Genomic DNA, 24751 nt, shown 5'->3' with positions numbered 1-24751 from the left:
GTGTTCGCTAACAAAATTCTTTGGAAGGACGACACCTCACGCAGACGATGGACAGCCGCAATCGTGCTGTCGCTGTTGCTGCTCAGTCTGCCATGGATCGTTCGACTGAACGGCCAGCCCCATGCGGACTGGCAGCAGTTCCTGGGACGCTTTCATCCGCTTGCGGTACATCTGCCGGTCACGCTCATACTGCTGGTGCCGTTGCTTGAACTTGGTGGCAGACGGAAGCCCGCGCTGCGCGAGGCTGCAGGCTTTGTACTCGGCCTGGCGTTCGTGGGTTGCATCGCATCGGTAATTCTGGGTTATCTGCTTGCCTTTGGAAGTGGTGCGGCTGGTCCAGGAGTCACCCGCCATATGTGGGGCGGCATCCTGCTCACCGTATGCACCATGCTGTGTTTGCTGACGCGTCCTTTATGGTCAGCGTTTCCGACCGAGAAGGTCTATCCGGCATTGCTGGCGATCACACTGATGGTGATGATGTGGGCAGCGCACCAGGGCGGCTCCCTAACGCATGGCAGCAATTACCTCACCGTGTATGCGCCACGTCCGATTAAAACGATCGTCTCCTTGGGCAGTTCGAAGGCAAAGAGCGACTCGTTTTACGTACAGCACATCGACCCCATCTGGGATAAGAAGTGCATGTCCTGTCATGGCGACGGCCAGGTCAAAGGAAAACTACGCATGGACACCTTCGAGGCACTCATGCTGGGCGGTAAAGACGGCCCCGTAATCGTGCCCAACAAGCCGGACGATAGTCTGCTGCTCAAGCGGGTCACGCTTCCGGAAGGTCACAAGCAGTTCATGCCAGCGGAGGGAAAACCACCACTCAGCCAGGAAGAGATTGCATGGATCAGGGCATGGATTCAGCAGGGTGCGTCGCCCACAGCTACACATCTTGCAGGCATCTCGATTCGAGAGCCGAGTAACGTTCCTCTTGAGCCGGTGGGAGACTACAGCGCGTTACAGCCTGCGATTGACCGCATGAAGAGTGTGCCCGGAGCAAAGCTACTGACCGTTTCCGCAAAGCCGTCTGACGGCTTGATACTCAACACACTCGACGTTGCAAGCAGCTTTGGCGATACGCAACTCGCGCAGTTCGAGAAATACGCTCCGTACATCGTCGAGGTCGATCTCGCTAGAACTGCAGTCACCGACGCTAGTTTTACAACGCTCGCCAAATTCACACATCTGCGCGCGATTCATCTGGACAACACAAGTGTTGCCGGGAACGGGATCGAGAAGCTTGCAGGGTTGAAGCAACTGACTTATCTCAACCTGAGCGGGACGAAGATTACGAGCGAAAGCGCCGCGCGGTTGAAATCGCTGCCCAGCCTGCAGCATATATACCTTTTCAACACACCTGCACAGCCTTTGACGCAAGCAGCAGAGGTGAGGAAGACATCATGAGCGGTGCATTCACTTGGACACGTCGCAGCTTCCTAGCCAGTTCGGCTGCGGTAGCAGTTGTAAGCAGTTTGAATCAGGCAACGACGGCACATGCACAGGCGGCTTCGCCGATGACCTCAATTACCGGCAATGGTGAATGGACTTACCGCACTGTGAGCAACTGGGGCGCGCTGCCCGCTGGAACCATCTACGGTGGTACACACGGCGCGATTTCTACCGACGTCGCAGGCAACATCTACGTCGCCACGCAAAGCAGTACCGGCGTCCTCGTGTACTCACACGATGGCACGCTGCTACGCAGCATCCTTAAGGACTACCCAGAAGTACACTCCATGGTGCATCAACAGGACTCCGACGGAGAGCGCTTCCATGTGACAGTGCAGAAAGGGACGCCAGAAGCGAACTGGCTCTACCTGACCGTCAAACCAGACGGCACGATATTGAGAAAGATCACAGCGCCGCGTGACGCGGGCTTTGCAACACCGAATGCATGGCGTCTGACTGCAGCAGTGTCCGCGCCCGATGGAGACCTCTGGATCGCAAACGGATACGGCGACTCGCGTCTGTTTCGTTTCGACAAGAATGGCAACTACAAAGCGGCGTATGCGGGCAAGGGAATTACAGACGGGATGTTCCAGTGCAGTCATGGACTCGCCGTAGACACACGGTATGACCAGCCGCTGCTGCTGGTCTGCGATCGCGAAAACCGCAGGCTCGTACACATGGACTTCGATGGAAAGTTCGTTCGCAACATTGCCACGCACATGCGTCGCCCGTGTCAGGTCAGCTTTTACGGCGAGCACGCAGTCGTCTCCGAACTCGAAGGCCGTGTCACGATCCTCGATAAAGACAACGCTATCGTGGCATTTCTCGGTGATAATCCGGATCGCACGATGTGGGCGAAATACGATCTAAATCCTGCAACGGTTGCGCCCGCACTCTTCAGCGCCGCGCACGGCTGTCTCGTAGACTCACGGGGTCGCATCTACATCTCCGATTGGAATAAGACCGGCCGCGTTTCCAAGTTCGAACGTATCACTGCATGAGTAACAACGAGCGCATAAGGAACTGACTTTCGACCTGGTCAGTCTTGATCCAGCGTTGCATTCTAAGAAGTAGCTACAACCAGCCGCGCGTGCGGGCGATGCGCGCTGCGTCTGTGCGGTTGGCGGCGCCCAGTTTGGCGATAGCTTCCGACAGGTAGTTGCGCACAGTGCCTTCTGAAAGATGCAGCTCTGCTGCGATATCGGCGGAACTACGGCCATCGCCTGCTCGTTGCAGTATCTGGCGTTCGCGATCGGAGAGCGGGTCTGCATCTGCGGACCATGCTTCGGCGGCAAGCGCGGGATCAACCGCACGCAGACCAGATTGGACGCGGCGGATGGCTTCAGCGAGTTCCGACGCGGGACGGTCTTTGAGCAGGTAGCCTCGCGCACCGGCGTCGAGCGCGCGGCGAAGATAACCGGGGCGCGCGAAGGTGGTGAGGATGATGACGCGGGATTGCGAACCAGTGTCTTTCAGGTGTGCCGCAAGTTCAAGGCCCGTCATCTGTGGCATCTCAATGTCGGTGACGACGATGTCGGGATGGTGCTCGCGTTCGAGGCGTTGCGCTTCGCGACCATCGGCTGCTTGCGCGACGACGTGAATGTCGCCTTCCAGTTCGAGCAGAGCCGCAAGCGCTCCGCGGAGCATCGTTTGATCTTCGGCGAGCAGGACGCGGATGGTATTTTGAGTCTTCATTTGGGGAGTTGTAGTTCCAGTCGGGTGCCTGTGTCGCGGGTGAGGAGCAGGTGTCCACCGAGTGACTCAACGCGTTCGCGCATGCCACGTAAGCCGTTGCCTTCACGGACTTCGGTGTGTTGCCCGTCGTCTTCAATGATGAAGCGGCGTTGGCCATTTGCTGTTACGAAACGAAGCTTACACGTGTTCGCGTGGGCGTGGCGCACGATATTGGTCACGGCTTCACGCAGAGCCAATGCAAGCACACTTTCTTCCGTCGCTGTGAGTTTGCCTTCGGCGGAGTCTGCAGCTTCTACATGCAGCGTTACACCGGCGGTGTTGAGTGTTTTGCGTGCTGCTTCAATTTCTGCCGCGAGGCCGCGGGCGCGATAGCCTCCGATAGCTTCGCGTACTTCTGCAAGTGCGGTACGGGCGGTGCGTTCAACTTCGGCGATCTCTTCAGTGGCGCGCTGCGGGTTGCTCGCGACGAGGCGTCCGGCGAGTTCACTCTTCAACACAATGAGTGAGAGCGTGTGGCCAAGGACATCGTGCAGATCGCGCGCAATGCGTTCGCGTTCTGCGACGGCGGCGAGTGCCTCGATCTCTTCCTGGGCCATGCGGAGCTTCGCATTGGATTTGCCCTGCTTGGCGAAGAAGAAGTTGCTGCCGCCAACGATGAGCGTGAGGAATGAGCCCATCCAGCCGCTAATGGGAGATACATGCCAGCCTCGGTTGTGCAGGATGTAAGTCTCAGCAAGCATCGTGGCGGATTCGAGAGCGATGAAGCCGATGATGAGATAGGCGTCGTCGCGGATGAACGGCAGGAAGCTGGCCGCGTAGATGAAGAAGGTGATGCCACCGGAGTTCCACGGCAACGTGATGGCGCCGAGGAGGAAAGTGATAGCCACCATCCAGTAGCGGAGCTTCCTGTCGCAGGAGATAGCGTAGAGGTAGTAGACGACGAGGAAGACTGCGAAGACAGCGAGTGTTCCCAGCCAGAGACGCATACTCGGGTTGAAGACCGGGTCGATGAAGAGGAAGGCTGTGTACGCGAGCCAGATGAGGGTGGCCCCTTTGTTGTCCATCTTCCGTCTCGCGTTTTTCAGGTCTTCAATTGGGAGCGACATGGCTTTTCCGGTTATGCGTTTTCTGAACGGCTCTGGTAGGCGAGCCAGGTGATGCCAAGCATGATGAACGTGAAGCCGACGAGCCCGAAGAGGTGGCTTGTGAGCGTGCCTTCAGATGGTGCGCCGAGGGTCGAGTACATCATCTGAGCAAGATGATACGTGGGGAAGACGGGTGCGATCACCTGGAGGGCGTGTGGCAGGAATTTGAGCGGCACCCACAGACCGGAGAGAAAGCTCATGGGCAGGTAGATAAGGTTGGCAATGCCGCCTGCGGCCGTAGGAGGCACGAGGAATGCCATGGCGAGGCCGAGGCAGGAGAACGGGATTGCCGCGAGCGCGGCGATGCCGAAGATATGCAGGTACTCCAACAGCGTAATGTGAACGTGGCCGAAGGCGATGCCGAGCACGGTGAGGATGGACACAATGATGAGCGAGAAGACAACGGCCATGCAGGCCTTGGAAAGCACGTAGGCGAGCGGCGGCATGGGGCTTGCCTGCTTCAATTCCATCCATCCAGCCGAGCGATCGAGAGCGACGCCAACACCGATGCCGAAGATGGCCGCGCCGAGTGATCCGAAGATGGCGTAGCCGCCGAGGAGGTACTTGGTGACGTCGACTGCGCCGATGGTCTGGTTGCGATTCATCATGAGGCCGAAGAGGCAATAGAACATGACGGGGAAGCCGATGGCTGAAAGAGAGAATGCACGCGTACGGAGCGCACGGATGACTTCGTAGCGCATCTCCGTGAGGAAGATACGGAAGGCACTGGGCGCGGCTGCGGAGACGATGGGCAGGGTAGCGGTGGTAGACATGGTTGGCTCCGTTAGTTCTGCGAGGTGAGGGCGAGGAAAGCGTCTTCCAGTGCGGGACTTTCCACTTCAAGCGCGCCGAGTGACTGGTCGAGTGCGAGCATTTCGCGCAGGGTAGATTCGGGCTGCTCACTAGTGATTTCAATGAGTGCACCGACGCTGACTACGGCGACTACGCTAGGCATCGCCTGCAGATGATCGGCGGTGAGGGTGGTGGCGCAGCGGATGATCTTGATGCTCTTTGCTGTAGCGGAGCGGTTGCCGCTGCCCATCGACTTTACTTCTGCCGGTGTGCCTTCACAAATGACCTTGCCCTTGTTGATGACGATGATGCGATGCGCAAGGGCATCTGCCTCTTCCAGGTAATGCGTGGTGAGTAGTACGGTTTTGCCGCGTGCAGCAAGGGCGCGAATCTCGGCCCACATGGTACGGCGTGATTCGATGTCAAGGCCGACGGTAGGTTCGTCGAGGAATACCAGGTCTGGGTCACCCGCGAGCGCAATCGCGAAGAGGACGCGCTGCTTCTGTCCGCCGGAGAGTTGGCCGAAGAAACGGTCTTCGATGCCTTCGAGTCCGGCTGCCTTCACCAGGTCGGCGTAAGGCACGGGGTGGGGGTAGTACCCGCGAAAGATGTTGACATGCTCGCGAACGCGCAGCATCTCTGGCGCACGACCTACTTGCAGCATGACGCCGGTGCGGAGGCGTGTGTGTGGATCGCGCGGGTCTGCACCGAAGATGCCTACGGTGCCGGAGGTGGGCGCGATCAGGCCCATCATGAGTTTGACTGCGGTGGACTTGCCCGCGCCATTGGGGCCGAGCAGGGCGATGATCTCTCCTCTGTGAAGATCGAGCGAGAGGCCATCGAGCGCCGTGACGCCGTTCTTGTAGCGCTTGGTGATATTGGTTAGGGATGCGACGGTTTCCACTGCGACGGGCATCGGGGACTCCTCAGAAACGTCCTGACTACGAGACTGAGTATGGAAGCCTTGCGGCGGTGATTTGAGTGCAGTGTGTCAGGAATCGGCTATGACGTTTGTCATGCGGTGAAAGTTCAGATCATGAGATGACTGAACCGGTACTGAATACTCTCGATGCCCCGGCTCGCGGCTTCCTACGAGACGGCAGTAGGCTACGACATGATCAGCGACACAAAAGTTTACTTCTGATCCAGCAACTGTTCACCCGTAGACGGATTGATTGTTGCGAACGTTGTCGCATTCATTTCATCTCCTCGCTGGTCGATTCACGCTATCGATAGGTGTAGGTCGTCGACCTTGCTCAACGGGATCAGTGGGTGTGCCGTTTTCATGGCTTTGCACCGTTAGCTGCAGCCATAATCACCTCAGCAACCTTCTGGGGCTGCTGCAGCATAGCCACATGGCACGCAGGGATCTTGAAGGCTTTACCACCTGCCTTGATGGCTTGTGTCTCTTCCATGGTGGGAAACAACATGAGATCCTCTGTGGCAATAACATGCCACGATGGTTTTGACTTCCACGCGGCCCGGGTGATCTTCTCGTCAAACATCGGACCGTAAGTTTGTCCCTGTACCGCGAGCACTGTGCGGCGCTCAGTCATCGGGAGTCCCTGTGCGAAATACTTGATCGCGCCTTCTGAAGAGACCCGTGCATAGTGCTTGTCATCTAACTGGATACTCTTCTGTCCAGGTGTTGGCCCGTACGGACCACTCGTGTCATTGGCTGACTTGCCTTGATCCGGCATATAGGCGGCGACATAGACAAGCCCCTTCACCTTAGGATCGTTACCGGCTTGGGTAATGACCACCCCACCCCATGAATGCCCTACGAGAATTGTCGGCCCGTCCTGAAGCGCTATGATCCGTAGCGCTGCGTTCACATCATCTGTCAACGATGTCAGCGGGTTCTGCACAACTGTGACGTGATAGCCCTTTGACTCCAGAATCGGAATAACCTTTGCCCAGCTTGAGCCATCTGCGAAAGCTCCGTGTACTAGGACGATGTTCTTTATTCGGGGCTTTGATTGCGCAAACGAGCTCATGCTCGCGGCTAACAAAAGCGAGAGCGAAACAACAACACCAGACCATCTAAAAAATCTCATCGCATTCCTCCTTGTTGACATAGCGTTCCAACAATACGTCGCTCAGAATTAATCGACGTCGAATACTACGACTGCGCGTCCCACAATCTCTCGAGCCCGTAAGTGCATTCTGGCGGCAAGCATCTTCATGCACTTACTTCTTATTGGGGGATTCGTTGTGCGCTGTTGCTACTGACTGCTTCGCGGTCCCGGAATCTCTGACACTCAAAAGTGTGAAAGCAACGAAGAGACATCCAACAAAGAACAAGTCGATGACTCCCATCGCTTACCTCCCTACGGCTTTCATCCAGACTGTTAGTAGGTTGAACATACTCTTGACTTGAAAGGGACGGAGACGTAGTTCGTCAGGACGGTTACTCCTTTGCGTCGAACCGTGCAGCCTATCGCAGAAGAGTTAGCTCGAAAGCCTGACTGACATGAGCACCAGCTCCGCCAACGACGTTGCATGCATCTTGCGCATCACGCGCCCGCGGTGTACCTGGACGGTATTTTCAGTAATCTTGAGCTCTGCTGCAGTCTGCTTATTCAGGAATCCTCTGACCGCATAGTGCATAATCTCGGCTTCTCTGGTTGTGAGCGATGCCCAACGGCTTCTCAACTCCGCGGTCTCCTGCAGTTCTGCGCGCAACCTTCGGTCCGCGTCAAATGCAGACTCTATGGCCTGAAAGAGACGAGGCGCCATCAGCGGCACAGTGAGGTAGTCATGTGCTCCTTTCCTGAGAGCGCGAACACAGGATGGGACATCGCCATTCACCGAGATGATGATGATCGGTGGTGAGTTTCTCTCGCGCAAATAGGGAAGAGAACCGCAGTCCATGCCTGCCAATCCTTCACTGAGTAGAAGACACGACGCTACGTGACGATTTTCATGACTCAGGCACTCGCTGGAGGAGTGTAACGAGATAACAGCGACACCGTTCGCCGCCAACGCCGTATGCAGAGTGTGACTCAATCTCAGGTCTTCAACAACGGTATAGACGATCTTCATCGGTGACGGCGCTTCCTTGTGAGCAGCCGGCCTGCAGCTTATATGCAGGTTTGTGAGGCCGTGGCTTTGTACTGTGCTATCCATGCCGAGCCACCGTCAGAATCAGCGTCTCTAAACGGAATTCTAGGACCTACGCGCAAGAAGCCGAAGTGGGAGTTCACTATCCCTGGCCAACGTCCGTTCGGGATGGCTGCGGTCTGGAAGCTCTGGAAGAATCCAACGACCGAACATTGGGAGAAGACCTTCGCGGTACTCACTGGTGAGCCGAACGAACTCATGGCGCCGATACATGATCGAATGACAACTTTTCTGGAGCCCAAGGACTACGAAGAATACCTCAGTCCATCAGAACGAGCTCCGGTTCATTTGCTTCGTATCCTTTCGGCGGACAGGATGAAAGCTGAACTCGTGGATGCATCTCCTATTAGCAATGCGCAGGTCAGTCTCTTCGAGAGCCAATGATGGAGTATCCTGCCCCGCATTTCCGGCTGATGAAACTAAGATGGTCAGTCAGTTTGTGGAAGTGACGTCCGCTTTCTAATCATTCCCAAAATCGAAGCCTGTCATGGACCGTCGAGAACGCGGCGGCTCTGAGTTCTGTAATTCACTAGCCGGATTTGTGGCTCTATTTGATATGCTTGGGTTCCCCAAAAGTAACTAATGCTCCTCTGAGCCTCGGAGATGAACGCATGCCAGCACCACCGACTCAAGCCGTCGCGTCTAAAATTTCAGTCTCGCCGCGGCGAAATTGGAAGAAGCGCTTTTACCTTTCGGCAAGCATTCTGCTGGTATTAGCCTCTACTCCCTTCGCTGTTATGCAAGTGTTGGGTTTTCGATCATTTATGGGTTTTGGTTCCCGCGTCGACCACCCACATCTGTTTCTGTCGACGATTAACCTTCCAAGATACGAGATTTATTCGGATGTAAATACTGAGGCTACGATGCTTCCATTCATCGATGAAAATATTCGGGCCGTAGCCGTCGCAGATGACGCAATTTGGATCGGTGGGGACGCTGGTCTTCTCGCTCGACAACGCGAGACGGAACCTATCTCGCAGTGGGATTGTTTTTCCTTGTCGCAGGAAGTCTGGAGGCAGAGGTCCTGCGACATTGTCTCGTCGCGAGCCGCTCCGGCAGTGCTTGCTATCGAATGGTTCTCTCAAAAGGAGGCCGTATTGGTCGCGAGCAACTCCGCGATTTATCACACAATTGATGGGGGCGTGTCATGGCCAAGAGAACTAAACTTGGCGAAATTCTTTTCGTGGCTGCGAAGTGAGCAGCAAGGATCGGCTCCAACAATTGCATCTGTTCCCCTTGAAGAAGCCAGTGCTGGAGAACTCTCATTCACTCCGCCTGTTGCGATCACCGATTGTTTTCAGCTTCCTCAACAAAATAAGCATCAGCCCTCTCCTTTCTGTTCCAGAGATAGGCATGAAGGCCGTTCGCCATACTTTTTCTTGAAACCGAGTGATCGACACTCCCTCTGGGTCATGGGAACAGACTCCGATCCGATACGAATCACAGCTCCATCACGTCCACTCGTTCCCTTCATCCGCCTTCCCGCGCCGTGGTATCTCATTGTTCTTTTAGTGGCTGGCGATCTCCTCTATCGAGCTTCAAAGGCGAAGGCACAGTCCGCACTCATGGACGATACCATCGCGAACCTCGGCGTCTCGGACCGGCCCCTCAATTGGGGAGACGACGACGCAATGGGTTTTCATGCCATGGCGCGTGGCATTTCGCTCTTTCTCCGTAACGCCAACACAGGCTTGCCGCTTGTCCTGGCGATCAACGGTGCGTGGGGAAGCGGTAAGAGTTCACTAATGAATTTGATCTGCGCGAACATGGAAACTTCTACCAGCATGGTCTGGTTTAATGCCTGGCACCATCAGTCGGAGGAGCAAATGCTCGCAGCACTCTTGCAGGCGGTGCGCGTGCAGTCGCTCGAAGCTCTCTGGTCGCGTCGCGGTATCACTCGTCGATTCCAGTTACTCCTTGCGCAACTCGGCAAGAACTGGCCTATCACTACGTTGCTTAGCTTTGTCGGCATCGTCCTACTGATGCTCATCTTCCACATTGTTGACAAACTGATTTCAGATACTAGAGACGCAGCTCATCTCACCACTCAGATCAAACTCTGGGCTGCTCTAATCTCAAGCTGTGTCGCTTTCGTGGGAACCCTCAAGAAGCTGAAAACAAGTGTGGGCTCGCTGATTGCAAACCCTGCTTCTTTGCTCGCATCGTACTCGGGCTCGGTGACGATGGAAGATCTGAGCGCCCAAACAACCTTCCGTCAACGTTTCAGCAATGATTTCAAAAAACTGATCAACGTCCTTGGAGATCGCCGACTTGTCATTGTGGTTGATGATCTGGATAGGTGCAGGCCTGAGAAAATCCGCGAAATATTGGAGGCCGTTAACTTCCTCGTCACCTCTGGAGAATGCGCCATCATTCTTGGTCTGGCTCGCCCTTACGTCGAACATTTCCTCGGTGTCGCCTTCAAAGACTTTGTCGAAGGCATACCCCCCGAGCTTCTTGGCCTCGACCGCGAGTCCGATTGGACGGCTGCCCAGCTTGATCGATCCTACGCTGGTCTGTATCTCGAGAAGCTCATTCAAATTGACATCACCATTCCCAAACCCACAGATGTGCAAGCCGGAGATATCATCGTTCCCCGGTCACAGATTGCCATGCCGACTCTTGAGGATTGGATCCGGACCCGGATCCTCGAGCGCAAAGCCAGAGAAGTATCCCTTCGTTCTTTCTTCCGAATCTTGGAAAAGTGGATGGGCCCTATACTCGGCACTGTTTTTCTCGTGAGCATCTTTTCATACACGATTGCGATATGGAGATCTCCCATCTATGAGCGTATCGATCGAGCATTTTCTACTCCGGAAATCAAAGCGGATACTTCACGAGTTTCTACTACCCTCGGCGGTATCAAGGTGCAACTTGCACCCAAGAGCCTTGTCTTGTCGGACAGCCAGAACGAACAAGAACACTTGCCGAGCTCTGCGGAGACGACGACTCCATTGACCAATAGCAATCGATTTAAGGTTTTTTCATCTAGTCGTGATGTCTCCGAGAAGGCGGACGTACCGACACCGATGCGGCTCGTCGTCACACCCGCTACTCTTTCCACCCCGTCTGACAGGTACGTGATGCTTCCGAGTCCTGGTTCCACCGGGCTCATCGTTGCAGGCATTGCAGCGCTTCTATTGAGCGTTCTGCCGCTCCTCTTACGCATTTTGCTGACTATGGATGAGTCGCTCACAGTAAGTGATTCGGCCGCGTTTCAGGAGGCGCTCATCAGCTGGATTCCGCTCATTCACGGCATCTTTCACAGTCCGCGATCATTGAAGCGATATATGAATAAGGTTCGGTTTCTCGCGATGCGACAACGGGGGCTCACGGAAATGGATCCTATGCCCGCTCTCGATCGCTTAGCGAGCAGAATAGCGCGGCTTCTTTATCCGAGGTTGAAGGGGGAGCCAGACATCGATGCTGTCGGAACTTTGGTCGCAAGTGACGTCATCCCGGATGACATTCTCATCGTCCTAGTTGCCATACAAGGCGACGAAACTTTGTGGGAGATGCTCAAGACCGAGAATCGTCTGCGCGAGGAGGAACTTTCGAGAAGCTCTGCGCTGACACACTTACGGTCCGGTGCTCGCACTATGATCATTTCCTTGAGGGAGGTTTGGCCACAGCTGCGAGAACATCTTCCGAAATATGTTGAACTCGCTGGAGGAGTCGTTGCGAATTGAGCTACATTTCGCTGTCAATGCTGTTTTGACATTCGATCTGAATTTCTCTTGGTTTCCCCATTTCCATCTGTGACGAGGTGCGTATGTTCGAATCCGAGGCGACTCGCAACATTTCGGGCGCTGTAGAGCCTGAGCCAGTGAAACAGGCAGAGTTGCACATGTCTTCTGAAGATGTTCAAGCTGAACAGGGTAAATGGACGGACTCTGAGAAGTTCTGGGCGGAGACTTGGAGAACTTTGACTTTGGGTCTATTGGGAGCCGTCGCAACTGCATTCATCTTGGGTCAGATGACCGACAAGCTAAAGCTTCAACGTGAGCAAAAGTCGCAAGCACTAGCAATGTTCTTAGAAAAATCGCACGCTTACACTGCACAAGTTTCAGACTTCTGCAAACACAATGATCGGGTAAACGAAGACGTGTTTAAGTCGAAGACGATTGACGACTATCGACTGTCTATGGACCTAGTGGAGCTGTACTTCTTGCGCTCGCCGGTCCAACCCCTCCTTTCTGCTGCGCGAAGTGATACCAACCTCCTATTCGGAATGTGCAATAAGTGGAAAGAGCTACCAGATGGCACGGGACACTGGGAGTCTTCGGACCCAGAATGGGAGGACAGAAGAGAGCTCTTAATCAAAGAAAACAGAGCCATTGAAGAGGAGGGAGAAAGCCTTCTCTAGGACATTGACGCCCTGGAAAATTTCTCCGACTATTCAAGTTCGGCCGCCAAAAAAGAGAATGCACCTCAATCGCGAATGTGAAAGAATCCGCATGTCGGTCGCCTAGCAACTAGTAGAACAGTGAGTTGTTCACGACAGGGTGCAAAGCTATGCATGCCCGTAGCAGATTTCTCGAGAAATTTTGCCATTCAGTTCTCGCGCTGCTCACATACGACTTTGCATTGACTGTAGCGGATAGAGAATTGCGATGTTCACAAGACCAGACAAATGATGGTCAGACATTGGGCTCAGGAATCGGTTACTGATAACGCGGGAAAAGCAAGATAAGCTAATTGCACAGAAATTCTTAAGTCGTCCGGAATATGAGCTTGGTTTCAGTTGCAGCAGCATTGCCAAACCGTAGGTATTAGCTTCAGCTCGGAGTGAACTCACATGAATAAAGACGATGAGATCGTAGCCTCTCTGGATCAAAAAGGTGACAGCGATTTACAAATATTGGTTCAGCAAAACATGCGTCTATCGCGCGCGATTTTTGCCGATATGCCAGCACTCGCCATCGACGCAGGCTACGAGCCCTTTTCAAAAGACTGGATGAATTCTTATTGGCGCAGTTTATTGATCCAGATATCAGGCAAGCCTGTCGACAAAATTTTCGAGTGGGCTCTCAAGACGGGTGCTGCTAGCATAGCCGCTCTACTGCTTCAGCGGTTTGGCCTCGACCTCGCCGAGTATTCGGCGGCGATCGCCCTAGCTATTCTCCTGCTGCGTGCCGCGTCAGCCGCGAACAAAGAGCAAACGCCGTCGAGTGGTACTCAAGAAGGTGAATCCGCTTTGGATAGATAGTGTTTTCAAAAGGATCGCGATGGACCCGATATACGACTTTCTCAGTGGAACACTGTTCGTACCGCATACCGCCGCTGAATACCTTAGGGCGATTGGTGACTGGAAACTCGGGCCTCATATCTATGCTGATGCGGGAGGTTCAATAGATTCAAAGATCAAGTTTCGCCATGAGCACGCCCACTTTTCCTCTTACATGGCCTCCGGCCTTGTAGATTTACACACGTTTTTCAAGAATCAACGGCTTATCATCGCCAGAGTGTTAATCGATCACTTTGCAAATCACTCTGATGGAGTACTCGAAGTGCCGCTTGTTGTAAGCGAGGACCTTTCCGAAATCGCTCGTTGCGGACAACAAGTTATAGACCAGCTCCGATCGCTGGAAGCCCTTTTTTTGGGATACGGCACCAACAAAACCCCGCGACAGCTATTCAACTCTGAATACATCGAATCACTGTTCAGACTCCTAGCCCCGGATGACGATTCTTCATCCTGGATGAACATCACCCTTAATACGCTCTATTATCGGCGATTTCTCCGGCAACTCTATTACACAACGGATGTTAGCGTGCTCGATAATGCCGAGATACTAACTCCGATCGTTAGTTTTAGTCCGAGCGAGATTGGGATCCCGGTGACGTCGCGTTCTGTTATGGAGGCATACGCAATTACGATCGAAGTTATCGCCGAATTTGTGAAAGCGATCACGACTTCTATCGACATCAAGCGGACACATCCAAAGCGACTGCCAGCGGCTTTGGATCAACCTGCCTTGCTCCTCGCGATTGAGCAGCTCTCCTCGGCGCCTGTGTCACTCGACGAGTATGTCAGTGGCGCACACGTGTTTAAGCAAGGCTTCGAGCTCTATAAGAGCGTCGCGCTTGTAGCCTTCGCGAGTATGCAGGTTCCGGTACTAGAAGAAATCAACGCCGATACCTTGGCGCTCGGGTCGGCCAAACAGCTCTGTCCCGCCTTACGCTTCATGCACATTATCGACAATATAAACAGAGGTGCAATTCCGCATCCGCGCGGTGTTCTGGACAAAGATAGAAGTGGAATTTTAGAGTGGATTGATAAGGCGCATAAAGGACTGGGAGATCCCTGGTCTCTAAAAATTTGTGCGCATCTTTTCGACGAGCACCGGGCCGACCCGCGGAAGTATGATCTCGAAAAGCAGGTAGGGGATCTGACACTGACTGGCCATGCTGGTCGCGTGAATTTCTTTGTCAATCCCGCGGAGATGATCGGGGATGCTGGAATCTGGCTTAATGCTGCGCCATGTTGGGTGCGATACGTTGGCACCGCGGACGGGAAATATCTTAGTTGGATAAATCCGACCGACACCGAATCGGTTCGGCTCTTGAGGCTAATGGATATCAATACCCAGATGGTTGAAGCGATCGTTTTCGGGGACGTCTGGCATTCGACTTGGGGGAGAATGGCAGCCTATAACGACATTAGTAAAAATACCATCATGTCGGCCGCAATCCGTGAGTTGTACTCCGAGAAGCCAAACATTCGCTTTAAAGTTCGCCAAAGTTACGCCACAATTTGACTCCATCGGATACTCTCCTCCAAGCGGCCACTCATATCGCGATCCGCTCGTTTACCTAGATCGCACGCTAGATCAAATCGAACTTTATCATCGGCTATCGAGGGATGTGATTTCCGACAGCGGGGGTGGTTCTGTGGCATGTCTTTGGGATGCCACATGATGGAAATCATCAATGCGCTCATCGACGGGATTAGTATCGACAGGCTCATAGGTGCGATCCCCCTGACGAACGAGTTTGGCGGTATGGAAAGTTGCCCTGCTGGCTCTCCATACCGCTATTCTTTTCACAGAAATTCATGCCAGTCTCTGCAAGCGAAACTAGCGAATCCCTGAAGAACGCGCCATCGTTCCAGAAAGTGGACCGACGTTGAATTTCGCAAGGAGAAGTTCATTGCACAGGATGATCGCAGAATGAGGTTTCGATCGCGGGTCTAAGGATAGCGTTCTTTTCGGCTAGAAAGAATTCCATACGGTGATCGCGGAAGTTTGCAGCCAATCCGATATCGCTTCGTTCAATGATTCGAGCAGCGATGCTCCAGTGAGATCGCAATACGCCTGGACTTCTGCGATTAGAGCGCTGTCGGCGTTGATAGCTGTGAGAAGAGGCTTTTGTTTGTAGCACGCGCGACGGGGCTTTGAAGGATTGGGGTAGCGGACTGAGGGAATTGAATTCGCAAGCGTGCGACAGAGCAGGCGTCGGGCGCAACAGCCAGAGATTCTTGAACCCGCGGAGATCGCAGAAATCCTCCGCGAACTTCGTGGGATTGAGCCTGTAAGGACAGCATTCCTCATCGCCGCAGTTATGGGGATGAGGAGGGGAGAAATCTTCGGCCTCCAGTGGGGAGACGTAGACTTCGACCGTGGTATCTTGCACGTTCGTCGATCCTATGTGGATGGTGTTAAGGGCTTACCTAAAACTGAGTCTTCACGTCGACCGTTGCCAATTCCAGAACCGGCCTTGGAAGCACTCAAGGAATGGAAGGAAAAGGCTTCATACACGGGTGCTAACGATTGGGTGTTTGCTTCCGGTGTTTCTTTCGGAAAGCAACCCTATTGGCCCGGAACACTGTGGCGGAGGAACGTGGCTCCGGCCATTGAACGCGCCAAGATTGTGAAGCCCAAACTCGGTTGGCACACGCTTCGTCGAAGCTATGCCAGTCTGCTTTTATCCAGTGGCGTCAGCTTGCGTGTGTCCATGGAGTTGATGAGGCACAGTACCGCAGAGATGACGTTAGCAACATATGCGCAGACGGTGGGAAGCGAGAAGCGTGACGCCGGCAGCATGATCGCTTCACTTGTATTGGGAAACGAAGTTGCTACATCGTGACCCATTCGTGACCCACGAGACGTATACGGCTGTTTCGTGACCCAGATATTCAAGTTAAATGCTTGATTTATTTGGTGGACCTGAGCGGGATCGAACCGCTGACCTCCTCGTTGCGAAAACGCTGTGGAACGCATTTTCAACAACTTAGCAAAACAGAACAACACCCTTTTACGCGAAAAGAAGCGGGTCGAAATCCTTATTGGCCCCTTAATGGCCCCAGATTGGCCCCACGCTGGCACTTAATCCGCATCCATGCGGCATGACCGACAAGCCAGCCCCACTGTTCGGTTCAATGAACTGAACGTCTCTTCAGACGAAAGAACCCACCTCCCCTTATGCCATTTGACCAATCGATAGATTCCTCCTCCCCCTACATCCCTCCGAGCCCTCTGATGGGTACTGCTTCGATACCCGACCTGACCCCGTCCCGGCCGCAGCCTGTCGAAGTTGCCCAGGAGCAGCCCGTAGCACCTGATACTTCGCACAACGATGTATTTCGCCAAGTGGCCAAAGCATTGATGGGACATCAGGCGACCTACTCCGTTGACGACAACGGCAACACTGTTGCCACTGAATCACCAACGAGTCCCGGCCACTTCTTTCGGAACGTAGTGACCGCTGCGCTTTTGGGCGGTGCCGCTGGAGCTAATGGCAATCCCGCCCAAGGTTTCGTCGGTGGGCTTGCCCGTGGCGGCGCCGCAGCCGTGAACGATGCTCGTCAACAGGACCTGTTGAAGCGTCAACAGGCCGAGCAGGACTTTCAGAACAACCAACACTCCCAACAAATGCAGTTGGAGAAGAACCGCGACCAACGAGAACAGGATGCCTTCGCCACGCATGAGACTCTACGCAAGGCACAGGTTGCGCAGGCCAATTCCGAGACACTTCGCTTGAATATGATGACCCAAGGCGCGGACTTCGAACAACACGAGAAATTGGCCGAACAAGGCAAGCAGCACTTCGCTGACTTCGACGCCGCCGGTCTCGCCCCCGTCTTCAAGGGAATCCCCGAAGTGGAGATGCAGAATCTTATCCAGAATCGCCCAGGCGCTTCCTCCTTTGATTGGGAAGCCACCGGTGTGAAACTGGCTACCGGAGCCGACGGCAAACCGACGTATCAATACACCTATTCCGCCTACGACCCCAAGGGTAAAGTGCCAGTCTCCCAAGGCACCATCGACCAATGGAAGAAGGACGGGATGGACAAGTCCTATCCCGAGGTCTTCAACATTCTGAAGCCCGGCAAGGAGATCGACGCTACCCATTACATCGAGTTGAAGCGTCTCGACTCCAAGCTGTTCGGTGACAACCTTGTCCGCCAAAAAGCTGACGAGCAAACGCAAGAGTTCAAGTCCAAACAGGCTCTTGCTGCGGCGCAGACCGCCCATGCGTGGGCGGAAACCGGTGCGGCCAGGAAGCAGATGGAGATGGCTGGGCTTGCTCTGAAGCAACAGCAGATGTTGCCGAAAGCACTGAAGGACTTGACTGACTCCGGCGGTGACTTCCAGAAACTGGACGCCGGTGACAAGGTCGTGATTGGTGAGTCGCTCGGCAAGCTGATTGAAGGTGCCGAGAAGACTGTTCATGACGTACTGACTGCCGATCCTTCTGACAAAAGCAATTACGCAGCAGACGCAATGAGACAGATTGGCCAGTGGCGTGGTCTGGTAAACCAAGCGTTCGCGGTGCAGCAAAACCGGCAAGACCGGTTTGACATGAGTCTGATAGACAGAGGTCTCGGCGTCTTAGGGAGTATGTCGGAGGCAGACGCTCTGGCGGCAATCAGCTCCTCCACGTCCTACACAAATTCAGAGAAGATGGTGCTTCGAAGCGTTATCAAGAAGACACCCGCGACATTTACTTTCAATCGCCAAACATACGCGAACATTCCTCCAGATAAGGTCGCGCTGTTCATCCAAACACATCCAGGTGCAGAACAAGTCTCTGCGTCAGAGGCAGAAGACGGGCCACAACCCGGCGACAACAGCAGTTCGCAGTTCTATCGTGGTATCAGTAAAGCTCTCCCAGCAGCACCGGACATATCCGGTGCTGCCGCCGCCGGAGCATTCGGAGGTTAACCCCTCGCAAGATGATCGACAATGTTTGACAAAACGATAGCTGGGAGTAAATCCCGGCTATTCCGCGAACGGGTGATCAACGAGCAGCAAATACAAGCCCAGCTAAGATAGCTGGGTTTTTCTGTCATCGGGAAACTGTTTGATCTAGGGGACAACGAGATAAAGACGAGATTTTCACAACGATTGGTTTACGTCGCATTCCTCATGACATATATTGGCCAAACTCCTTAGTTTGGCCGCCCACGGCGGTAGTCAGAGACGAGAGATGCCAACAAAGGCATTCAGGATCTCTGCGGCTGTTACGTGCTACTTATCCTGATCGGGTTGCACGATGTCGAAACTGCGAAATGTTTTCCTCTATGCCTTGGCCCTGTTGTCTCTCACTAGTGCTCGTTCTCAGGTTGGGATCCAACCGTTAGGAACCTACAACGCTGGCGTTGACAACATCAGCATCGCCACGCTTTCGGTGCACTATGACATTCCGCTCTTCACCCGCAAGGAACGTGGAGCCGGAACGGACATTCTCGTACACCTCGTCTACGACGGTGGCGCCCTCGACGATGGTTTCGGATCGACGATCGTCAACCCTGGAAGCCACGCTTGGCGGCTGGCACTTGACACTTCGGCATCCGCGAGCGGACATTCGACGGCCGAGATGGATGGCAACCCCAGTTGCCCGTTGATAGAGAACGCGCAAGATCGTTATTTCGACTACACCGTCACGGATAACTCTGGGTACATCCACTATTTTCCATTCCGCGCTCATTATGACGGGTGCACGGGTAACTTCACCGACCTCACAAGTCCGGTCGCAGCGACGGATGGTTCGGGTTATCTGCTGATCTCTACGTCGTACGGAACGCACTACGTTATAGGGACTCCTTCAGGAGCGCGAATATCATGCACTCAATCTTCTGATGGAAACGATATTTGCTCGACCACGGATAGCAATGGCAACAGCAGTCAAATCTACCTCGATACCTACGGCCTGCATTTTAGTGATCCTGCCGGAAGCTATCTGAACATTTCAGGTACTAGCAGTGGGATATACCTTTCGAGCAGTCCGGTGACAGTCTCGTATAAGGACACTTCGGGCAACACACAGACAGTCACGATCAATACGCAGGGCTACCCTGTTTACAGTCCGGCGTTGTTGCAGGCAACTGGAAGTGCGACGGTATATCTACCTTCCTCAATTCAATTCCCCGACGGGACCGGCTACGCGTTCAGTTACGAGCCATCTGTCCGATACAGCGGCAAGTATACGGGCCGTCTAGCTTCTGTAACCTTGCCGACAGGCGGAACGATTAGCTATTCGTATACCGATGGCCCAGACAGGGACTCCGACGGCAATTTCAATCCCTATATCTCGTCTTTGGCCCGAACGACCTCTGATGGTGCCGTCACCTATGACAATTCCAGAAACGGTGTTTGGGTTAATGACCAATCTGGATTTGCTTGGCGTCAAACGACGGTCAGTGAGCAGCTTCGGACGACCACATACAACTTCGTTGGAGGACTCGCTGGATTTCTGGAGACTAGCCGGGCTGTCTACGAAGGAAATTCTGCGTCTGGAACGGCCATCCAAACGATGACCCATTGTTACAACGGTGCAACGAGCAATTGTGGAGGTTCGAACGTCAACGGCGTTGTCTCTCAGATCGACACAACCACCACTCGTGGTAGTGCCACGTCGAGAACCGTCGAGTTCCTCAATTCAGTTTCTCTACCCACTGAACTCGACGAGTATGACTTCGGTGCGTCTACTCCAACCAAAAAGACACTTACGTCCTACGAAAGCCTCAGCAACTACATTTCGGATCGCGTTCATAGTGTCACCGTTAAGAACGGAAGCGATCAGATCGTTAGCCAGGTGTCTTATGCATATGACACAAAGGGAAATCGCACGGATCAACACGTGTGGCTCAACACTACCGGAGGCACCATTGACACCGGCTGGCAGTATGACGGCGCTGGTCAAGTGACCGGACAGAAAGATGGGTTGGGAAACTGGACGTACTTTGATTACGATCCATCCACCGACTCTTGTCTCTGGAAGCGCAGGTACGCGTACACCGTACCAGGCGCATCTGCACCGCTATCAGAGTCATCGACTTGCAATGCATACACAGGAGCTCAAGAAACAGCCACCGATCTGAATGGGGTGGTAACGACTTACCACTACGATTCCATGTTGCGATCTTCTGGGTCGACCTCACGAGACTCTGCTAACAATCTTCAGGCAGACCAAACTACGACCTATGCCGTTTCCGGTGGACATGTTGTCGTTACCAGCACAACCAAGGCGGACCCCAATCCCTCAATCACAACGACAAGGACGCTTGACGGATACGGAAGGCTCTATTCACAGACGCTTGCAAACAACGCAACAGTGGATACTCGCTATGACTCCTTAGGGCGGGTCCATACCGTCTCGAACCCATACTTTTCAACTTCAGATTCGACATACGGCGTAACTACCTATGGATACGACTCGCTGAATCGACAGAACTCAGTATTGGAGAGCGATGGTGTCTCAAGTACATCCACAACGTATTCGGGAAAGACTGTAACTAGTACAGATGAACTTCAGAACTCGTACGTACGCGATTACAACATTTGGGGTAACGTAACGCAGGTTCAAGAGCCTGGAGGAGCCTATACAAACTACACCTACGATCTTCTGGGCAACCTTACGAGTGTCAACCAAAGTGGTCGAACCCGATCATTCGCCTATGATTCTGCTTCACGATTGCTCGCTTCATACAATCTAGAAACTGGGAGCGGTCGCACTTGTTCCGGAGTACCGGGAAATTCGTGGAGTATGTGCTATCTCTACGACAGCAACGGCAACCTCCTTCAAAGGACTGATGCGCGTGGAATCACGGCAATCTCGCAGTACGATGTGTTAAATCGCGTTACGTTGAGGTCATACTCAGATGGCACACGAGCGCAGTATTACTCTTACGACGGGACAGCGATCCAAGGCTACACTCTTCCAGCACCCTATAGCATCAATGCCGCAGGAAGGCTTTCCCAAACATCCGACTATACCTCAGTCGGTTATTTGTTCGCGTACGACGCAATGGGACGTATTCAGACAAAGCAAAACGCGAATAGTGGAATCACTTATACGAGTGCGCTTTACGATCTCGCTGGCAACATGACCTCGTTGACATACCCCAGCGGTCGTCAAATTACCAAGACATACGATTCCGCTGGTAGATTGTCGAGCATTACAGGAGGGCCATCAAACCCCGGATATGCCTTCGTATCCTCAATCTCCTACCATCCTGATGGAAGTCCGGAAACGTATGTGTATGGTAATGGAACGTCAGAAACGATCAGAGAGAATAGTCGTCTTCAGACCTGCGAGAGCCGCGTGTACAACTCGTCAACTACGTTTAATCATCGACAGTATTTCTACGGGACCAGCAATGTCTCAGGACAACAATGCAACGCGGTTGCCGGTAACAATGGCAATATTTGGAATATCAATGACGCCTTGGGAGGTTTTTATAGTCAGAATTTTAGCTATGATGCGTTGAACCGATTAACTGCATGGACTGCCCCCAACATGGCTAGTCACTATCGGCATCTCGACTACAGCTATGACTCGCTTGGCAATCTCCTGCAGCTTGCGCCGGGAGGTCCAGCATCCGCCTCCCAAGCCTATGACTCAAACAACCGTCTGTTGGCCAATCAATTCAATTGCTATGGGAAGAATGGCGAAACAGGCGGATATGACGCTGCCGGAAACGTGCTGTGTACCGGCAACCAAAACACGGATGCAAAAGCGTTCGTCTGGGATGCGGAAAGTCGCATCTCTCAAGTCTGGACACAGCAGAACAACAACACTTACTACCAGGCAGCGGCATACACCTATGATGCGTTGGGACAACGCACTCGTTCCGACACAACTGGTGGCAACTGGCGTGAATACTATACTTTCGATGGCCAGGTTCTCGAAGAGCGTGAGCAGGACACGAGCTATTCTGACTATATTTATGCGGGGACGAAGCGCATTGCTCGTGCCGATTCCTACGATCAGCGCATCCATCTTCACGGTACCCAATGTTCAGGGTGCGGCTGGCAATCGGCGGCTTGGGTGCTTCCACTCAGTGGTTATACAGTTCAGGCTGGTGACACCATTTCTTGGCGGCAATACCAGTATGGAACTGGAATCGGTGGGCTTACCCTCAACTTTACCGACGGATCGAACACGAACTGGGGAACTTCCGACACTAGCGGTCAGGTTATGAACAATCTGACAACCCACAATCAGTGGGTGAACCGAACAGTCGATCTGAGTGCTTTCGCGGGAAAGACTGTGTACGACAGTTGGATAGGGGTGGAGGGGCAGACTCAGCCTGGCGACTGGGATGAATGGTTTGCTGAGATCGCCATTGTAAGTTTGAAAGGGACGGTGACACCAATCTATAACCGTCTTCCGACGATTTCTCTGTCGCCTTTTGGTACAGGAGGTATGACGAATCTCAGTGCCAATGTCGAGCACTCCAACAGTGCGGGCGACGCAGCGCTGGTTCAGCTTAATACTACGTACTATGTCGGCGATCATCTCGGAACAACTCAGCTCCACTTCGCGGCTGGAGGTTGGCCGGTGTGGCAAGGAGAGTTCGATCCGTTCGGCCAAGAAGTTGACAACCAGCCAACTGACAATCACTACAAGTTCACCGGCAAAGAAAGAGACGCAGAATCGGGGCTGGATTACTTCGGGGCAAGGTATCTGAGTAGCAATATGGGACGCTTCATGTCGCCCGACTGGAGCAGCGATCCCGATGCGGTTCCGTATGCGAGTCTAGAGAACCCACAAAGCCTCAATCTTTATTCCTACGCTGGCAACAATCCTGTTAACGCAAGCGACGCAGATGGACACATGGCCGAATGGGGAGCGAGTGGCAGGGGAGCTTGCAGCGATGGCACCGTTGCTGGCGCATGCCCCGTTGCTAAAATGACCGACCAGATCACCGTCGTCGCTAAAGAGGATGGTCCTTTCCAGATAAATCCAGTAACGCTAATGCAAATAACGATGGCGACATTCAACCAACTCGCTATGGCGGCGGAGGCGGTTAAGAGCTATATCCAACGACCAGTTGACCCAGGTTGTATGGCTCGCCAAACTGGCACAGGGGCCGCAATCGGTACTGGGGGAGCCGTTGTGGTTAGTGCGTTTGGCCTTGCGACGGGACCGGGTGACGCCGCGATTGCACCTGCCGCCTTCGGAACGTTTTCTTCTGGCGGTGCACTTGCAGGTAACCTTGCAGGGCTGGCTATATGTAGGGGGAGTGGCTCGGGCGGGGGCTCAGGAGGTGGTGGCTCAAGTACAGGACGATCAAATACAATTCATCATCTCTTCGCCAAGAGTGGACACAACCTAGAAGTATTGCTCCGACGTTTCGGCGGAAATGAAGAAGCCGCTTACAGTGCCTTAGAACAGGCGACGAAAGAACAGGTGACCGCTACCGGGCAATTCGAACAACAAGTCTCAGTCGGTGGGCTCAACGTCACAGTTCGCGGCAATGTAATCAATGGCATGCCACGCATTGGCACCGCCTTTATCAAAGCAGGAACGACATTCTAATGACTATAAACTCGATTTCAGACATTAATCAGTTGTCTCAGGAAACCGTGGAGATCCAAGCTCATCGGGCAGAGGATGCCTGGATAAAATTGCTATCCGACAAGCATCTAAAGCTTAAGCACCTCTCACTGAGTGGATCGGACTCATTAACGGATCACTCGATCGCTCTTCTCAGCAATCTAACGACTCTAGAATCAATCGATATCAGTTATTGCAATCAGATCACAGATGCGGCCCTGAATACATTTAGCTCCCTGCCACAGCTTCGCAGCCTAGTACTTGATTCTTGTTATCAAATAACAGATGTTGGGCTCCAGATTCTGTCCGGTTCCAGATCACTCTCAAAGCTATCTCTTCGAAACTGTGAGGAAATAACAGACGAGGGTGTACTCGCCCTGGCCCGTCTTCCCCATTTAGAAGAGCTGATCTTACCTGAATTTGCGAATTTATCAGACGCGAGCTTGCGAAGCCTAGCAATGAGTGCCTTACATCTCAAGGTCCTTCGCCTAAGCATGTTGAACGCAATTACCGATGATGGCCTTTCCTACCTCTACAAGATCAAGGGATTAACATCGCTCTCCATTGATAACTGTCCCAATATTTCTCCCGAGGCAGTCTCCGCATTGCAGCTAGAACTCCCGAATTGCCTAGTCAGCTATGATCGTGTGATTTGATCACGGATTGAAGCCTGTTAGTCCTATCATCATTGGTGACCGGAGGATGCACTGCATTCTCGTAGGATCTGGTGCCTTAGAAGGCGATGAACATCGAAAAGA

General features: G+C 53.5%; 17 protein-coding genes. 11 read left to right on the top strand and 6 right to left on the bottom strand.

Annotation, left to right across the window (positions count from 1 at the left end; genetic code table 11):
• Both M504_RS15390 and M504_RS15385 read left to right on the top strand, forming a co-directional pair.
• On the top strand, positions 1-1407 hold the full coding sequence (locus M504_RS15390) for a c-type cytochrome domain-containing protein (protein WP_047495434.1): 1407 nt from the start codon (positions 1-3) through the stop codon (positions 1405-1407).
• Positions 1404-2453 (top strand): hypothetical protein, encoded by a 1050-nt coding sequence (locus M504_RS15385; protein ID WP_047495431.1) that lies wholly within the window; start codon positions 1404-1406, stop codon positions 2451-2453. Before M504_RS15390 ends, M504_RS15385 begins: the two co-directional genes overlap by 4 nt.
• Before the next feature lie 73 nt (positions 2454-2526).
• On the opposite strand, the gene M504_RS15380 is transcribed toward M504_RS15385, so the two are convergent.
• The 6 genes from M504_RS15380 to M504_RS22140 form a co-directional block, all read right to left on the bottom strand.
• Positions 2527-3147: a response regulator transcription factor gene (locus M504_RS15380; RefSeq protein WP_047495428.1), complete on the bottom strand. Its 621-nt coding sequence runs from the start codon at positions 3145-3147 to the stop codon at positions 2527-2529.
• Positions 3144-4253 carry a sensor histidine kinase gene (locus M504_RS15375; RefSeq protein ID WP_047495423.1) on the bottom strand — a complete coding sequence of 370 codons (1110 nt, stop codon included), beginning with the start codon at positions 4251-4253 and terminating at the stop codon, positions 3144-3146. The genes M504_RS15380 and M504_RS15375 overlap by 4 nt, the downstream gene beginning before the upstream one ends.
• A gap of 11 nt (positions 4254-4264) precedes the next feature.
• Entirely contained in the window at positions 4265-5065 is an 801-nt protein-coding gene (locus tag M504_RS15370; RefSeq protein ID WP_047495420.1) for an ABC transporter permease, read from the bottom strand.
• An 11-nt stretch (positions 5066-5076) separates the two neighbouring features.
• The gene (locus M504_RS15365) at positions 5077-6000 is read right to left on the bottom strand and encodes an ABC transporter ATP-binding protein (RefSeq protein ID WP_047495417.1); all 924 of its coding nucleotides are present in this window, start codon (positions 5998-6000) and stop codon (positions 5077-5079) included.
• A gap of 367 nt (positions 6001-6367) precedes the next feature.
• On the bottom strand, positions 6368-7141 hold the full coding sequence (locus M504_RS15360; protein WP_052200896.1) for an alpha/beta hydrolase: 774 nt from the start codon (positions 7139-7141) through the stop codon (positions 6368-6370).
• 394 nt (positions 7142-7535) lie between these two features.
• Positions 7536-8129 carry a response regulator transcription factor gene (locus tag M504_RS22140; RefSeq protein WP_047495411.1) on the bottom strand — a complete coding sequence of 198 codons (594 nt, stop codon included), beginning with the start codon at positions 8127-8129 and terminating at the stop codon, positions 7536-7538.
• 42 nt (positions 8130-8171) lie between these two features.
• Here M504_RS22140 and M504_RS15350 point away from each other — a divergent pair, with 42 nt between their 5' ends.
• The 9 genes from M504_RS15350 (at position 8172) to M504_RS22755 (ending at position 24649) form a co-directional block, all read left to right on the top strand.
• Entirely contained in the window at positions 8172-8591 is a 420-nt protein-coding gene (locus M504_RS15350) for an SOS response-associated peptidase family protein (protein ID WP_084214454.1), read from the top strand.
• 227 nt (positions 8592-8818) lie between these two features.
• Complete coding sequence (locus M504_RS15345) at positions 8819-11896, top strand: P-loop NTPase fold protein (protein WP_084214453.1); 3078 nt, start codon at positions 8819-8821, stop codon at positions 11894-11896.
• A gap of 83 nt (positions 11897-11979) precedes the next feature.
• Entirely contained in the window at positions 11980-12573 is a 594-nt protein-coding gene (locus M504_RS15340; RefSeq protein ID WP_047495405.1) for a hypothetical protein, read from the top strand.
• Between the two features lie 432 nt (positions 12574-13005).
• On the top strand, positions 13006-13416 hold the full coding sequence (locus M504_RS15335; RefSeq protein WP_047495402.1) for a hypothetical protein: 411 nt from the start codon (positions 13006-13008) through the stop codon (positions 13414-13416).
• Positions 13417-13435: 19 nt separating this feature from the next.
• A complete protein-coding gene (locus tag M504_RS15330; protein WP_156993904.1) occupies positions 13436-14968 on the top strand; it encodes a hypothetical protein in 1533 nt (510 codons plus the stop codon).
• Between the two features lie 679 nt (positions 14969-15647).
• Positions 15648-16295, top strand: coding sequence for a site-specific integrase (locus M504_RS21860; protein WP_198137653.1), 648 nt, complete (start codon positions 15648-15650; stop codon positions 16293-16295).
• A 392-nt stretch (positions 16296-16687) separates the two neighbouring features.
• A complete protein-coding gene (locus M504_RS15320; protein WP_156993902.1) occupies positions 16688-18373 on the top strand; it encodes a hypothetical protein in 1686 nt (561 codons plus the stop codon).
• 331 nt (positions 18374-18704) lie between these two features.
• Positions 18705-23975 (top strand): RHS repeat-associated core domain-containing protein, encoded by a 5271-nt coding sequence (locus tag M504_RS15315; RefSeq protein WP_047495389.1) that lies wholly within the window; start codon positions 18705-18707, stop codon positions 23973-23975.
• Positions 23975-24649: a hypothetical protein gene (locus tag M504_RS22755; RefSeq protein ID WP_047495387.1), complete on the top strand. Its 675-nt coding sequence runs from the start codon at positions 23975-23977 to the stop codon at positions 24647-24649. Before M504_RS15315 ends, M504_RS22755 begins: the two co-directional genes overlap by 1 nt.
• The last annotated feature ends 102 nt before the right edge of the window (positions 24650-24751 follow it).

Source organism: Terriglobus sp. TAA 43, from assembly GCF_000800015.1.
GTDB lineage: Bacteria > Acidobacteriota > Terriglobia > Terriglobales > Acidobacteriaceae > Terriglobus.
Note: the sequence above shows the minus strand (reverse complement) of the source record. Positions and strands in the feature narration are given on the sequence as shown.

Bases quoted from the DNA above. Each gene is read 5' to 3' on its own strand.
- M504_RS15385 (WP_047495431.1), top strand. From the start codon at position 1,404: ATGAGCGGTGCATTCACTTGGACACGTCGCAGCTTCCTAGCCAGTTCG.
- M504_RS15380 (WP_047495428.1), bottom strand. From the start codon at position 3,147: ATGAAGACTCAAAATACCATCCGCGTCCTGCTCGCCGAAGATCAAACG.
- M504_RS15375 (WP_047495423.1), bottom strand. From the start codon at position 4,253: ATGTCGCTCCCAATTGAAGACCTGAAAAACGCGAGACGGAAGATGGAC.
- M504_RS15370 (WP_047495420.1), bottom strand. From the start codon at position 5,065: ATGTCTACCACCGCTACCCTGCCCATCGTCTCCGCAGCCGCGCCCAGT.
- M504_RS15365 (WP_047495417.1), bottom strand. From the start codon at position 6,000: ATGCCCGTCGCAGTGGAAACCGTCGCATCCCTAACCAATATCACCAAG.
- M504_RS15360 (WP_052200896.1), bottom strand. From the start codon at position 7,141: ATGAGATTTTTTAGATGGTCTGGTGTTGTTGTTTCGCTCTCGCTTTTG.
- M504_RS22140 (WP_047495411.1), bottom strand. From the start codon at position 8,129: ATGAAGATCGTCTATACCGTTGTTGAAGACCTGAGATTGAGTCACACT.
- M504_RS15350 (WP_084214454.1), top strand. From the start codon at position 8,172: ATGCAGGTTTGTGAGGCCGTGGCTTTGTACTGTGCTATCCATGCCGAG.
- M504_RS15345 (WP_084214453.1), top strand. From the start codon at position 8,819: ATGCCAGCACCACCGACTCAAGCCGTCGCGTCTAAAATTTCAGTCTCG.
- M504_RS15340 (WP_047495405.1), top strand. From the start codon at position 11,980: ATGTTCGAATCCGAGGCGACTCGCAACATTTCGGGCGCTGTAGAGCCT.
- M504_RS15335 (WP_047495402.1), top strand. From the start codon at position 13,006: ATGAATAAAGACGATGAGATCGTAGCCTCTCTGGATCAAAAAGGTGAC.
- M504_RS15330 (WP_156993904.1), top strand. From the start codon at position 13,436: ATGGACCCGATATACGACTTTCTCAGTGGAACACTGTTCGTACCGCAT.
- M504_RS15320 (WP_156993902.1), top strand. From the start codon at position 16,688: ATGGGTACTGCTTCGATACCCGACCTGACCCCGTCCCGGCCGCAGCCT.
- M504_RS15315 (WP_047495389.1), top strand. From the start codon at position 18,705: ATGTCGAAACTGCGAAATGTTTTCCTCTATGCCTTGGCCCTGTTGTCT.
- M504_RS22755 (WP_047495387.1), top strand. From the start codon at position 23,975: ATGACTATAAACTCGATTTCAGACATTAATCAGTTGTCTCAGGAAACC.